The following is a 13,468-nucleotide window of genomic DNA, read 5'->3' as shown; positions in this document are numbered from 1 at the left end:
GGACAACGGGCCGACTGGCAGGGGGCGGGACGATGAGCACCATGGGGCGGGAGTCATGAACGGGCCGGTCGGCGACGAGCCGGTCGGCGAGTTGGAGCTGGTGCACACCTTCACCGGCCCCATGCCGACCGGCGTGAGCGTCTCGCACCAGGGCCGAATCTTCGTCAACTTCCCCAAGTGGGGCGACGAGGTGCCGGCCACCGTCGTCGAGCTGCGCGACGGCCAGGAGGTGCCCTACCCCGACCAGCAGTGGAACGACCCGTCCGGCGACGACGACGCGGGCGCGTTCGTGTCGGTGCAGAGCATCGTGGTCGACCCGGCCGACCGGCTCTGGGTGCTGGACACCGGCAGCCCGATGTTCCAGCCCACGAAACCGGGCGGCCCGAAGCTGGTCCGCGTCGACCTGGACACCGACACGGTGGCCCAGGTGATCACCTTCCCGGCGGACGTGGCGCTGCCGACGACGTACCTCAACGACGTCCGCTTCGACCTGCGGCGGGGTGAGGCGGGGATCGCGTACATCACCGACTCGGCGGACTCCGGCCCGAACGGGATCATCGTGGTGGACCTGGCCAGCGGTGCGTCCTGGCGGCGGCTGCACGACCACCCGTCCACCAAGGCGGAGCCGCTGACGTCGTTCCGTCCGGTGGTCGAGGGCCGACCGTTCCTCGAACGCCCGGCGGACGGCCCACCGAAGCCGGTGAGCATGGGCTGCGACGGCATCGCCATCTCCGCCGACGGCACCCGGCTCTACTACTGCCCGTTGGCATCCCGGCGCCTGCACAGCGTGTCCACCGAGGCGCTGGCCGACCCGGGCGTCACACAGGAGGCGGTCGCGGAGACAGTCGTCGACGAGGGCGACCGGGGCACCGCCTCGGACGGGTTGGAGAGCGACGACGCGGGGCGGCTCTACCTGACCTCGTACGAGCACAACGCGGTGCTGCGTCGACTGCCCGACGGCGAGTACGAGACGCTGGTCCACGATCCGCGGCTGCTCTGGCCGGACACCATGTCGGTGGCCACCGACGGGTACCTCTACGTCACCGCCAACCAACTGCACCGCCAGCCGCAGTACCAGCGGGGCCAGGACCTCCGGCGCAAGCCGTACGCGCTGTTCCGCACCCGCATCGACGCCGGCCCGGTGCTGCTGCGCCGCTGATCCGGGCCGGCTCGCTCGTCAACTCGCGGGCAGGGCCCGGTCCAGGAGGTCGAACAGGGCGGCCCAGTGACGCTCGGTGGCCTTCTCGTCGTACATGGGGGTGTCGGCCATGGTGAAGCCGTGGTGGGCACCCTCGTACACCTCGGAGCGGTAGCGCACGCCGGCGGCGTCGAGCGCCTGCTCCAGCGTGGCGATCTGCTCCGGCGTCATCGACTGGTCGGCGTCGGCGTGCCCGAAGTACACCTCGCCGGTGATCGAGCCGACGCCTCGGTGCGGGCTGTCCGGCGCGTCCGTGACGAGGTGCCCGCCGTGGAAGCTGGCGACGGCCGCGATGCGGTCGGGGTGCGCCTCGATGGCCCGCAGCGCGTTGGTGCCGCCCAGGCAGTAGCCGGTGATCGCGATCGGGCCCGGCCGGACGTCGTCGCGGGCGGCCAGGAAGTCGAGGTACGCGGCGGTGTCCCGGCTGATCGCCTCGGGGGTCAGCGCCTGGGCCAGCGGCGCGATCTTCGCGAAGAGCGCGCCGCGCTGGTCGGCCTCACCGAGCCGGGAAAGGTCGAACATCGGTGCCCGGCCGCCCCGGTAGAACAGGTGGGGCGTCAGCACCAGGTAACCGCGCTCGGCGATCCGCTCCGCCATCTCCACCAGGCGCGGACGCGGCCCGAAGGCATCCATGAAGAGCAGTACCGCCGGGAACGGGCCGTCCTCGTCGGGCCGGATGAGGGACGCGTCCGCCACTCCGTCACTGGTCGGGATGTCCACCGTCGTCTGCACAGGAGCCTCCTCGTACGCCGATCTTGGTCCGTCCGGAACGCTACTCCCCGTGTCTGTGGGCCGGCCTGGCAGCCGCGTGAACGCGGCGTCAAGAATTGGCGGTGACCCGTCGAAAGCGCGTATCGACGGGTGCTCCACCGCCGTCCGGTGGCGACGATGGGTCCATGAGTCCTTGGCGGATGACACGCTGGGAACGCGGTGGATCGCCAGCCGGCACCGACACAGACAACGGCCCCGGCGAGCCCGCGACCAGCGCGGAAGAGCCGGTACGGCGGCACGAGGCGCTGGTCAGCGTCCGGCTCGGCCCGTCCGCGCCCGGCAGTCACCTGGTGGAGTACCTGCGGCACGAGCCCTGCGCCGTCGACGCGTGGTGGATCGCCGCCGACGTCGACGCCGTGGTGCGGCTCTCCGCCGACAGCATGACGATGCTGCACCGCGCCGTGGCCGACCTGCGCCGCCGCGCCGGGGTGGAGGTCGCTGTGGCCAACTACATCCTCCGCGCGCTCGACCTGACCACGCCGGCCGACCCGTGTACCGGGAAGGACGCGCCGGCGTGGGCGGTGTCCGCCGCATGAGCCGCCCCACCGACGACCGCTTCCTTTCGGAAAGGACCAACCCGACCATGGACGAGGCCCCGATAATTTACGCCGTTCCGGTGCGCGATCTGCCGGGGCGGCTGGGGGTGCGGACGGTGCGGACCGGCCGTTCGCCACAGGGGCAACAGGTGGGCATCGCCTTCACCCGACCCGAGCTGCTGGTAACCGCGATGGGCGCCGACCAGCAGTGGGAGGAGCTGTGCGAGTCGGCGCTGCGCGGCATGCTGCGCCCGCTCGGCATTGAGGTGATCCAGGTCGACCCGCTGCTGGTGGCGCCGCCGCTGGAGCCGAAGACCGTCGCCCGTCCGATCGACGCTCCGGGTGCTCACCCCACCGGAGTACGCGATGTCCGCAGGCGGGTGTCAACGAGTCAGGGGCGGTAGCGGTAGCCCATTCCCGGCTCGGTGATGAGGTGGCGGGGGCGGGCTGGGTCGTCTTCCAGCTTGCGCCGCAGCTGGGCCAGGTACTGCCGCAGGTAGTTGGTCTCGTTCTGGTATTCCGGCCCCCACACGTCCTGGAGGAGCTGACGCTGACTGACCAGCTTGCCGGGGTGACGCAGCAGCTTCTCCAGCACGCTCCACTGGATCGGGGTCAACTTGACCTCGGTGCCGTCGTCGCGCCGCACGCTGTGGTCGGCCAGGTCGACGGTGTGCTGGCCGATCCGCAACGCCGGCACCGCCTCGCTGGGCCCGCCGAGGCGACGGGTGACGGCACGGATGCGGGCCAGCAGTTCCTCCACCCCGAACGGCTTCGTGACGTAGTCGTCGGCGCCCGCGTCGAGCGCCGCGACCTTGTCCTCGCTGCCGGCCCGGCCGGAGAGCACGATGATCGGCACGGCGGTCCATCCGCGCAGGCCGCGGATCACCTCCACCCCGTCGATGTCGGGCAGACCAAGATCCAGCACCACCAGGTCGGGCGGGTGGCTGGCGGCGGCCTTCAGCGCGGCGGCGCCGGTCGCGGCGACGTCCACGTCGTACCGGCGGGCCCGCAGGTTGATCCGCAGGGCGCGCAGGATCTGCGGTTCGTCGTCGACGACCAGGATGCGCGTCATTCCTGCGACCCCTCCGAGCTGGTCGGCGCGGCGGGCAACCGCAGCACCATGGTGAGCCCACCGCCGGGCGTGGTCTCCGGGGTGATGCTGCCACCCATCGCCTCGGCCAACCCTCGGGACAGGGCGAGTCCGAGACCGACACCGGTCTGGTTGTCCCGGTCGCCGAGGCGTTGGAACGGCAGGAAGACGTGCTCCCACTGGTCCTCCGGGATGCCCGGCCCCCGGTCGATCACCCGCAGCTCCACCTGGCCGGCGTGCGCGCTGGCGGTGATCGTGGGCGGCTGGTCCGGCGGGCTGTAGCGCAGCGCGTTGGCGACGATATTGACCAGCACCCGTTCCAGCAGGCCCGGATCGGCGGTGGCTGCCGGCAGGTCGGCCGGGATGTCCGTGCCGACCGTCGCGGCCGCCGGGCCAAGTTCGTCCAACGCCAGGGGTACGGCGTCCTCCAGGCCGATCGCCGTGGCCGTGATGCCGAGGACACCGGCCTGGAGCCGACTCATGTCCAGCAGGTTGCCGACCAGCCGGGCGAGCCGGTCCAGCGACTCCTCGGCGGTCTCCAGCAACTCCTCACGGTCGGCCTCGTCGAACTCGATGTCGTGACTGCGCAGGCTGGTCACCGCCGCCTTCGCCGACGCCAGCGGCGTACGCAGGTCGTGGCTGACCGCGGCGAGCAGCGCGGTGCGCATCCGGTCCGCGGCGGCCAGCGGCCGGGCGGTGGCGGCCTCCTCGGCGAGCCGCTCCTGGCGCAGCGCCACGGCGGCCTGGGCGGCGAACGCCTCGACGATGCGCCGGTCGGCGGCCTCCAGCCGTCGGCCGCAGAGCACGACGGTGATCCGGTCGTCGACCGGTACCGTCGTCTCACCGCCTTCGGGTGTGCAGGGCGGGCTCTCGCCGACGCTGGCCACGACACACCAGGCGTGTTCCTCGCGGGCCCGTTCGGGGCGCCCGCTGGCGTCCTCGGCCAGCTCCAGGACGCTCACGGCGCGCAGCCCGAAGGTCTCCCGGAGCTGTTCCAGCAGTGCGGGAAGTGGGCGTTCGCCGCGCAGCACGCCACCGGCGAGGGCGGCGAGGGTCTGCGCGTCGGCGGCGGCGCGGGCGGCCTCCCGGGTGCGTCGGGCGGCCACGTCGACGACCCAGCTCACCGCCAGCGCCACGGCGACGAAGACGGCCAGGGCGAGCAGGTTGTCGGCCTCGGCGATGGTCAACGTGCGGTAGGGCGGTGTGAAGAACCAGTTGAGCAGCAGCGAGCCGCCGAGCGCGGCGACCAGGGCCGGCCACACCCCACCGACCAGCGCGACACCGACGACCCCGGCGAGGAACAGCAGGATGTCGTTGGTCAGCGTCAGGTCGGGCAGTGTCCTCAGCAGCAGGGTGAGCAGCGGCATCCCCAGCGCGGCCAGACCGAAGCCCAGCAGCCGTCGACGCCGGGACAGCGCCGCCGGCACGGCCATGGCTCGACGGCCCTTGCCGGCCTGCTTGTGGGTGACCAGGTGCACGTCGATCGACCCGGACAGCGCTGTGGTGGTCACCCCGACGCCCCGGGCGAAGATCTGCGCGAGGCGACCCCGGCGGCTGGCGCCGAGCACCAGCTGGGTGGCGTTCACGCCCTGGGCGAAGTCCAGCAGCGCAGCTGGTACGTCGGTGCCGAGCACCTGGTGGTACGTGCCACCCAGACTCTCCACGAGCACTCGCTGACGGGCCAGTTGGGCCGGGTCGGCGCCGGCCAGGCCGTCACTGCGGGCCACGTGCACGGCGAGCAGGTCGGCGCCCTTGCTGCGGGCCGCGACCCGGGCCGCGCGCCGGATCAGCGTCTCGCCCTCCGGGCCACCGGTCAGTGCCACCACGACCCGTTCCCGGGCCTCCCAGGTGGCGGCGATGCCCTGCTGGCTGCGGTAGCGGTCGAGCTGCTCGTCGACCTTGTCGGCCAGCCAGATCAGCGCCAGTTCGCGCAGCGCGGTGAGGTTGCCGACCCGGAAGTAGTTGCCCAGCGCGGCGTCGATCTTGTCGGGTCGGTAGATGTTGCCGTGCGCCATCCGCCGACGCAGCGCCTCGGGGGTCATGTCGACCAGCTCGACCTGCTCGGCGGCGCGGACGATCTCGTCCGGCACGGTCTCCCGCTGGGTGGTGCCGGTGATCTGCGCGACGACGTCGTTGACCGACTCCAGGTGCTGCACGTTGACCGTGGACAGCACGTCGATCCCCGCGTCGAGCAGCTCCTGGATGTCCTGCCAGCGCTTGTCATGCCGGGAACCGGGCACGTTGCTGTGCGCCAACTCGTCGACCACCGCGATCTCCGGCCGGCGGGCCAGCACCGCGTCGAGGTCCATCTCGGTGAACTCGACGCCCCGGTACTCCATCGTGCGGCGGGGCACCTGCTCCAGGTCGGCGAGCATCGCGGCGGTGTGCTGGCGACCGTGGGTTTCCACGAAGCCGATCACCACGTCGGTGCCGCGCGCGGCCCGCCGTTGGGCCTCCTCCAACATGGCGTACGTCTTACCGACGCCGGGGGCGGCCCCGAGATAGATGCGCAGTTCTCCGCGTGGCACGGGGACCATCCTCCCTGGTCAGATCGGCGGGCGGGGCCGCGCCCGGTTGGCACGGCCCCGCCCAGAGTGCGCTCAGCGCGCGGCGAACTGCTTGTCGAGGGCGATGTTGAGCTCCAACACGTTGACACCCGGCGCACCCATGAAGCCGAGCCCGCGCCCGTCGGTGTGCTCCTTGACCAGCTTGCGGACCGCCGCCGGGTCCGCGCCACGCTCGCGCGCGACCCGGTTCACCTGCAACTCGGCGTACGCCGGGCTGATCTGCGGGTCGAGACCGCTGCCGCTGGCGGTGACCGCGTCGGCGGGCACTGCCGGCTCGGCGGGCGCGTCGCCGCGGATCGGGGTGACCACCCCGCCGGCGGCCACGTAGTCCTCGCCGGGCTGGGCCGGCTCCACAGCGACACCCTCGTACTCGGTGACGAACGGAGTGGCCGGGGCAGCCTGGTTGACGCTGACCACCCGGGTGACCGGGCCGGTCAGACCGTCGGCGCGGAAGACCGCGAGCACGGCGCCCACCCCGTCGTCGGTGCAGTAGGGGCGCCGGCCGTCGACGCCGTTGAGTTCACCGACGGACTTGCTGCGCCCGCACACCTGGGTGAGCAGGCTCTCGCTGGACTCCTCCGGGTCGGTGGCGATGGTGTCGACCACGCTCTCCGGGCCCAGGTTGCTGGCCGAGGTGGACGTCGGGTCGTAGCCGTCGCCAGCGGCGGACGGGCGGGACTGGAAGTAGCGGGCGACGGGGTTGCCGTCCGCGTCGGTGAAGGACTGGCCGATCAGCGCGCTGCCGACGGTGTCCCCGCCCACGGTGATCAGCGAGCCGTCGGCCTTGTGGTTGAGGCCGGGCAGCTGACCGAGCGCCACCAGGGCCAGCGGGTAGACCAGGCCGAGCAGCACCGTGAAGACGAGTACGGCGCGCAGCGCGGCGAGGTGTTGGGCGATCCAGGTCGGTAGGCGCATCACGAAATCCCCGGGATGAACTGGATGAGCAGGTCGATGAGTTTGATCCCGATGAACGGCACGATGATGCCGCCCAGCCCGTAGACCAGCAGGTTGCGGCTGAGCAGCTTCGACGCGGCCGCCGGCCGGTACCGCACGCCCCGCAGGGCGAGTGGGATCAGCGCGATGATCACCAGGGCGTTGAAGATGACCGCGGACAGGATCGCCGACTCCGGGCTGGACAGCCGCATGATGTTCAGCGCGTCCAGGCTCGGGTAGAGGCCGGCGAACATGGCCGGGATGATCGCGAAGTACTTCGCGATGTCGTTGGCGATGCTGAACGTGGTCAGCGCGCCACGGGTGATCAGCAACTGCTTGCCGATCTCCACGATCTCGATCAGTTTGGTCGGGTCCGAGTCGAGGTCGACCATGTTGCCGGCCTCCTTGGCGGCCGACGTACCGGTGTTCATGGCCACCCCGACGTCGGCCTGGGCGAGCGCCGGCGCGTCGTTGGTGCCGTCACCGGTCATCGCGACCAGCCGGCCGCCCTCCTGCTCCCGCTTGATCAGCGCGAGCTTGTCCTCCGGCGTGGCCTCGGCCAGGAAGTCGTCCACCCCGGCCTCGTCGGCGATGGCCTTCGCGGTGCGCGGGTTGTCACCGGTGATCATCACGGTCCGGATGCCCATCCGGCGCATCTCGTCGAACCGCTCGCGCATGCCGGACTTGACGACGTCCTTGAGGTGGATGACGCCCAGGGCGCGGGCGGGTTCACCGTCGATGTGCTCGGCGACCACCAGCGGGGTGCCGCCGGTGCCGCTGATCGCGTCCACGATCTCGCCGACCTGTTCGGTCGGATGGCCGCCGTTCTCCCGTACCCACTTCATCACCGCGGCGGCGGCACCCTTGCGGACCCGACGCCCCGTTCCGGAGGCCCCGCCGTCCACGCTGGCCTCCGGCGCCATGTCGACGCCGCTCATCCGGGTCTGCGCGGTGAACGGTACGAACGTGGCGTGCGGCATCACGCCGGGCTCCCGCTCGCGCAGCCCGAACTCGTTCTTCGCCAGTACGACCACCGAGCGCCCCTCCGGGGTCTCGTCGGCCAGGCTGGACAGCTGCGCGGCGTCGGCCACGGTCGCGGCCGTGACGCCCTCGACTGGTACGAACTCGGCGGCCTGCCGGTTGCCCAGCGTGATGGTGCCGGTCTTGTCCAGCAGCAGGGTGTTGACGTCACCGGCCGCCTCGACGGCCCGTCCGCTCATGGCGAGGACGTTGCGCTGCACCAGCCGGTCCATGCCGGCGATGCCGATGGCGGAGAGCAGGGCGCCGATGGTGGTCGGGATCAGGCAGACCAGCAGCGAGACCAGCACGACCCCGGTGACACCGGAACCGGTGATCGCCCCGCTGTCCGGCGCGGCCGCCTGGTACGCCTTGGAGAAGATCGCCAGCGGCTGGAGGGTGACAACGGCCAGCAGGAAGATGACCGTGAGCGCGGCGAGCAGGATGTTCAGCGCGATCTCGTTCGGCGTCTTCTGCCGGTTGGCGCCCTCGACCAGGGCGATCATCCGGTCGATGAAGCTCTCCCCCGGCTTCTGCGTGATCTTCACGATGATCTGGTCGGAGAGCACCTTGGTGCCACCGGTGACCGCGCTGCGGTCACCACCGGACTCCCGGATGACCGGGGCCGACTCGCCGGTGATTGCCGACTCGTCGACGCTGGCGATGCCCTCGACGATGTCGCCGTCGCCGGGGATGATGCCGCCCGCCTCGATGAGCACGATGTCGCCCTGACGCAGCGCGGGGGCGGGCACCGCCTCGTCCCGGTAGGTGTTGGCCCGTGCGCCGGGCTTCCAGTCGATCAGCCGGGTGGCGATGGTGTCCTGCTTGGCCTGCCGCAGCGCGGCGGCCTGGGCCTTGCCCCGGCCCTCGGCGACCGCCTCGGCGAGGTTGGCGAAGACCACGGTCAGCCACAGCCAGATGGTGATCGCCCAGGCGAACACCGACGGGTCGATCACCGCCAGGACGGTGGTGAAGGCCGCGCCGACCTCCACGATCAGCATCACCGGGTTGCGCCACAGCGTGGTCGGGTTGAGCTTGCGTACCGCGTCCGGGAGGGACCGGATGAGCTGCTTAGGGTCGAGCAGGCCCCCGCCGATCCGGTTGCCCTGGGTGGCGGGCGTGCCGGGGAGTTGCTCTGTCGGGGCGGACGTGATGGACATGTCCTCGTTCCTCATGATGGTCAGAGCCCCTCTGCCAGCGGGCCGAGCGCCAGCGCGGGCAGGAAGGTCAGCGCGACGAGGACCACGGTGACGCCGACGACCATGCCGATGAACAGCGGTCGGTGGGTCGGCAGGGTGCCCTCGGACGCGGGGGTGGGTGCCTGGCGGGCCAGCGAGCCGGCCAACGCGAGCACGAAGATGATCGGCAGGAACCGGCCCAGCAGCATGCACAACCCGAGCGCGGTGTCCCACCAGGTGGTGTTGACAGTGATGCCGCCGAAGGCCGAGCCGTTGTTGTTGCTGGCCGAGGTGAACGCGTACAGCACCTCGGAGAGGCCGTGCGGGCCGACGTTGAGCGCCGTGGAGTTGTTGCCGGTGGCGAACGCGGCCGCCGTACCGGTCAACACCAGGATCGGCGTGATCAGGAAGTAGAGCGAGGCGAACTTGATCTCCCGCGAGCTGATCTTCTTGCCCAGGTACTCCGGGGTGCGGCCCACCATCAGGCCGGCCACGAAGACCGTGATCACCGCGAGGATGAGCAGGCCGTACAGCCCGGAGCCGGTGCCGCCCGGCGCGACCTCGCCGAGCATCATGTTGACCATCGTCATCATGCCGCCGAGCGAGGTGAACGAGTCGTGGAACGAGTTCACCGCACCGGTCGAGGTCAGCGTCGTGGCGGCGGCGAAGGTGGCCGAGTTCGAGACGTCGAACCGCACCTCCTTGCCCTCCAGGGCAGCGCCGACCGCCTGCGGCACCGTGCCGTGGCCGGTCAGCTCGAAGATGTTGGTGATGGCGACGCTGGCGACGGCCAGGATGCCCATCACCGCGGCGATGGCGTAGCCCTGCCGGTTCTGCCCGACCATCCGGCCGAAGACCCGGGGCAGGCTGAACGGGATCAGGAAGATCAGGAAGATCTCCAGCCAGTTCGTCCAGCTGGTGGGGTTCTCGAACGGGTGGGCGCTGTTGACGTTGTAGAAGCCGCCGCCGTTGGTGCCCAGCTCCTTGATCACTTCCTGGCTGGCGACCGGACCACCGGTGATCGTCTGGGTGCCGCCGGTCAGCGTGGTCACGTCGGTGCCGCCAGAGAGGTTCTGCACCACGCCGCCGATCATCAGCGCGATGGCGCCGAGCACGGCGATAGGCAGCAGGATCCGCAGCACGATCCGGGTCAGGTCGACCCAGAAGTTGCCGAGCTGCCCGGTCCGGCTACGGGCGAAGCCGCGTACCAGGGCGACCGCCACCGCGACACCGACCGCCGCGGAGGTGAAGTTCTGCACCGCCAGGCCGGCCATCTGCACCAGGTGACCCATGGTCGACTCACCCGAGTACGACTGCCAGTTCGTGTTGGTCACGAACGACACGGCCGTGTTCCACGCGCCGTGCGGCACCACCGGGTCGAAGCCCAGGGACAGCCACAGGTGGTTCTGCACCCGCTGGAACAGGTACAGGAACAGGATCGAGACCGCGGAGAACGCCAGCACGCTGCGGGCGTACACCCCCCAGGTCTGCTCGGCGGCGGGGTTGACCCCGACCAGCCGGAAGATGCCCCTCTCGACCCGCGACTGCTTCGTCCCGGCGACCGCCCGGAACATGTAGTCACCGAACGGCTTGTAGACGGCGACGAGGGCCGCCACCAGCGTCACGATGAAGATGACGCCCGCTGTTGTCATGGTCATCAGAAGCGCTCCGGAAACAGCAGGGCGAACAACAGGAACGCGCCCAGGACGATCGCGAGCACCAGACCGACGGCGTTGACCGCGTTCACAGCTTCTCCACCGCCCGGACCACCAGGGCGAGCACTGCGAACAGCACCACCGTCAGGACCACGAACACCACGTCAGACACGCTGACTCCTCATACCGGAAAGGTTCGTCGCGACCGCCTTCCGGTCGCGCCGGGCAATCAAAGCCCCACCACCCACCGGTCGGCAGGGGTCATAACGCGACCATGACGGAGCCGAACCTTTTCTTGACGTGGTTTTCACACCCGTGCACTGAACAGGTGAAATGCGGCACAGGCCCTGGACCGTCCGCGAGGTCAAGACCTGCTGTCCGCCCCCTTTGCTCTGCACCCGCGGAGGCACCAGCAACAGAGCGTGAGTGTCGCTTCCGCGGCTGCAGAGCAAAGGACGGACGAGAGACCACGCGCGACCCGGATGGGTGGCGCGGGCAGTGGGCCGGTTCAGGCCGGGCAGTGGGCCGGGTCAGGCCGGGCGGCGGGCCGGGTCAGGCCGGGCGGCGGGCCACCAGCACGTCGCGCATGATCGACTGGTCGACCCGGTGCCGCAGCGCGCGGTAGGGCTCGGCGTCGACCACGGTCAGGCCGGCGTCGGCCAACGCCGCCGCCGCGTCCTCGCGGCTGGCGACGTGGGTGTTCCAGGAGATTCCGAGGGCACCGCCGGGACGCAGCAACCGCGCCCAGACCGGCGCGGCGTCCGCGAGCAACGCCAGCGGATCACGGGTCAGGCCCTTCTCGGCCGTACGGCTGCCGTGCTGCACGCCGTATGGCGCGTCGGCGACGACCAGGTCGACGGTCTCCGGGCGGAAGAACTCCGCCGAGCGGGCGGTGTCGGCGTTGACCACGTCCAGCAGTTGGGTCTGACCGGCCTTGTGCTCCTCACGGGTCGGAGCCAGCTCGATCCGCACCCGCCGGCCGACCACCTTGCGCTCCCGCCGCACCGGACCGGACTCCAGCACCCGGTGCTTGACCCGCTTCTGCTTCAGCCAGGTGGTGATGAACGCCCGGTACGCCTCGACGTCCTTCTGGTCGCGCTCGATCCCGGCGGCGTCGAAGCCATACATCAGCGCCTGGTTGAGTGTGGTGCCCCGGCCGCAGAGCGGGTCGAGCACCCGGAACCGCCGGCTGGTCATCTCGGTGGCCCAGTCCGAGGCGAGCAGGGTGACGTTGAGCAGCAGCTTGGTGAACTGCTCGTTGGTCTTGCCCGGGTACTTCTGGATGGTGAGCAGGTCGTCGTCGTAGCGGTCCAGCCGGCTCCACTCGATCGGGCGCAGCAGCTCACCGACGATCTCGAACAGTGCGTACCCGGCGGAGAGATTGCCCAGGACGGTCAGGTCCCGCTCGGTCAACCCGTCACCGGTGAAGGTGACGTAGGAGGCCCCACCGACCACCTCGGTGTCCAACTCGCCGACCTGACCGTCGAGGGCCGAGAGACCGAAGATCTCCAGCTCGGCCCGGGTGAGGTCGATGGCGGAGCGGGCGTACACCCGGTTGGTGGCGGGCAGGATCAGCAGGCCGTAACGCGTCATGATCGGGCGAGTATTCCACAACAGGCCCCGGTCGCCGGGAACCGGAGCGGCCCCCGGAGCGACTACCGGTACATGGGGTGTGAGCAGTGGCGGGAGGTCCTGTCCGCGCAGTTGGACGGGGAGGAGACCGCCGCCGAACTGACGGCGGTGCAGGGGCACCTCGACGGGTGTGCCGATTGTCGGGCCTGGTTCACGGCGGCGGCTGGCGTGACCCGTCGGGTTCGTACCCGTCTGGTCACCGACGTGCCCGACCGGACCGAGGCGATTCTGGCCGCCATCGCGGCGGCACCGGCCCGCCGGCCGTGGTGGCGGCGAGGCGGGTTGGTCGCGGGCGGTCGGCCGGTCGGCGGGCTGCGCGCGGCGCTCGGGCGCGGCAAGCTGGTCGCCGGGCTGCGCGCGGCGCTCGGGCTGCTCGGCGCGGTGCAGTTGGTGCTCGGGCTGGCCCAGGTGGGCCGGGGTGCCGCCGCCGATCACCTGCACCCCACCGGTCAGCACCTGTGGCACGAGTCAGCCGCCTGGAACGTCGCGGTGGGCGCCGGCTTCCTCTTCGTGGCGGTGCGTCGCAGCCCGCCGGCCGGGCTGCTGCCGATGCTCAGCGCGTTCGTCGGCACCTTGCTGCTGCTCTCGGTCAACGACCTGGCCACCGGCTCGGTGGGCGGTGAGCGGTTGGTAAGCCACGGCTTCCTGGTGGTCGGCTACCTGATCACCGTGCTGCTGTCCCGGCCCAATCTGCGCCCCGGTGGGCCCGCGCCGCAGCGGCAACCGGCGCCGTCGCGCTGGCGGTTCGGCGCCGACGAGGTGGACCGGCCGCTGCGGGTGGTCCACGCCGAGTCGTACCCGGCGCAGGCCGCCGACCGTTACGCCGCCCCGGCAGCGCGTACCGGCCGACCCGCGCGCAGCGGCCAGGCCGACGAACGCCGCGCCGCCTGA

The 13,468-nt window shown here is 71.2% G+C and carries 12 protein-coding genes; 4 read left to right on the top strand and 8 right to left on the bottom strand.

Annotated elements, in window-relative coordinates:
- Window positions 1-55: 55 nt before the first annotated feature.
- Complete coding sequence (locus tag FBZ33_RS01470; protein WP_141907741.1) at window positions 56-1,159, top strand: L-dopachrome tautomerase-related protein; 1,104 nt, start codon at window positions 56-58, stop codon at window positions 1,157-1,159.
- Window positions 1,160-1,177: 18 nt separating this feature from the next.
- On the opposite strand, the gene FBZ33_RS01465 is transcribed toward FBZ33_RS01470, so the two are convergent.
- The gene (locus tag FBZ33_RS01465) at window positions 1,178-1,930 is read right to left on the bottom strand and encodes a dienelactone hydrolase family protein (protein WP_141907740.1); all 753 of its coding nucleotides are present in this window, start codon (window positions 1,928-1,930) and stop codon (window positions 1,178-1,180) included.
- A gap of 164 nt (window positions 1,931-2,094) precedes the next feature.
- Between FBZ33_RS01465 and FBZ33_RS01460 the strand changes: the two genes are divergently transcribed.
- Window positions 2,095-2,505 carry a hypothetical protein gene (locus FBZ33_RS01460; RefSeq protein WP_141907739.1) on the top strand — a complete coding sequence of 137 codons (411 nt, stop codon included), beginning with the start codon at window positions 2,095-2,097 and terminating at the stop codon, window positions 2,503-2,505.
- On the top strand, window positions 2,502-2,909 hold the full coding sequence (locus FBZ33_RS01455; RefSeq protein ID WP_141907738.1) for an SAV_915 family protein: 408 nt from the start codon (window positions 2,502-2,504) through the stop codon (window positions 2,907-2,909). Before FBZ33_RS01460 ends, FBZ33_RS01455 begins: the two co-directional genes overlap by 4 nt.
- Here FBZ33_RS01455 and FBZ33_RS01450 read toward each other — a convergent pair.
- The 7 genes from FBZ33_RS01450 to FBZ33_RS01415 all read right to left on the bottom strand — a co-directional run bounded on the left by FBZ33_RS01450 (window position 2,897) and on the right by FBZ33_RS01415 (window position 12,538).
- The gene (locus FBZ33_RS01450) at window positions 2,897-3,577 is read right to left on the bottom strand and encodes a response regulator (protein ID WP_088951300.1); all 681 of its coding nucleotides are present in this window, start codon (window positions 3,575-3,577) and stop codon (window positions 2,897-2,899) included. The genes FBZ33_RS01455 and FBZ33_RS01450 overlap by 13 nt on opposite strands.
- Window positions 3,574-6,123, bottom strand: a complete 2,550-nt coding sequence (locus tag FBZ33_RS01445; RefSeq protein ID WP_141907737.1) for a DUF4118 domain-containing protein — start codon at window positions 6,121-6,123, stop codon at window positions 3,574-3,576. The genes FBZ33_RS01450 and FBZ33_RS01445 overlap by 4 nt, the downstream gene beginning before the upstream one ends.
- 72 nt (window positions 6,124-6,195) lie before the next feature.
- Entirely contained in the window at window positions 6,196-7,077 is an 882-nt protein-coding gene (locus FBZ33_RS01440; RefSeq protein ID WP_141907736.1) for a potassium-transporting ATPase subunit C, read from the bottom strand.
- The gene (gene kdpB / locus FBZ33_RS01435) at window positions 7,077-9,272 is read right to left on the bottom strand and encodes a potassium-transporting ATPase subunit KdpB (RefSeq protein ID WP_141907735.1); all 2,196 of its coding nucleotides are present in this window, start codon (window positions 9,270-9,272) and stop codon (window positions 7,077-7,079) included. The genes FBZ33_RS01440 and kdpB overlap by 1 nt, the downstream gene beginning before the upstream one ends.
- 20 nt (window positions 9,273-9,292) lie before the next feature.
- Window positions 9,293-10,948: a potassium-transporting ATPase subunit KdpA gene (gene kdpA, locus FBZ33_RS01430; protein WP_141907734.1), complete on the bottom strand. Its 1,656-nt coding sequence runs from the start codon at window positions 10,946-10,948 to the stop codon at window positions 9,293-9,295.
- On the bottom strand, window positions 10,948-11,037 hold the full coding sequence (gene kdpF / locus FBZ33_RS01425; RefSeq protein ID WP_088951295.1) for a K(+)-transporting ATPase subunit F: 90 nt from the start codon (window positions 11,035-11,037) through the stop codon (window positions 10,948-10,950). The genes kdpA and kdpF overlap by 1 nt, the downstream gene beginning before the upstream one ends.
- Before the next feature lie 460 nt (window positions 11,038-11,497).
- A complete protein-coding gene (locus FBZ33_RS01415; RefSeq protein WP_141907733.1) occupies window positions 11,498-12,538 on the bottom strand; it encodes a TRM11 family methyltransferase in 1,041 nt (346 codons plus the stop codon).
- Between the two features lie 72 nt (window positions 12,539-12,610).
- Here FBZ33_RS01415 and FBZ33_RS01410 point away from each other — a divergent pair, with 72 nt between their 5' ends.
- The gene (locus FBZ33_RS01410; protein ID WP_141907732.1) at window positions 12,611-13,468 is read left to right on the top strand and encodes a zf-HC2 domain-containing protein; all 858 of its coding nucleotides are present in this window, start codon (window positions 12,611-12,613) and stop codon (window positions 13,466-13,468) included.

It is taken from the genome of Micromonospora sp. A202 (assembly GCF_006715105.1).
GTDB lineage: Bacteria > Actinomycetota > Actinomycetes > Mycobacteriales > Micromonosporaceae > Micromonospora > Micromonospora zamorensis.
The sequence above is the reverse complement of the archived record's forward strand: the minus strand, read 5'-3'. Positions and strand labels throughout refer to the sequence as shown.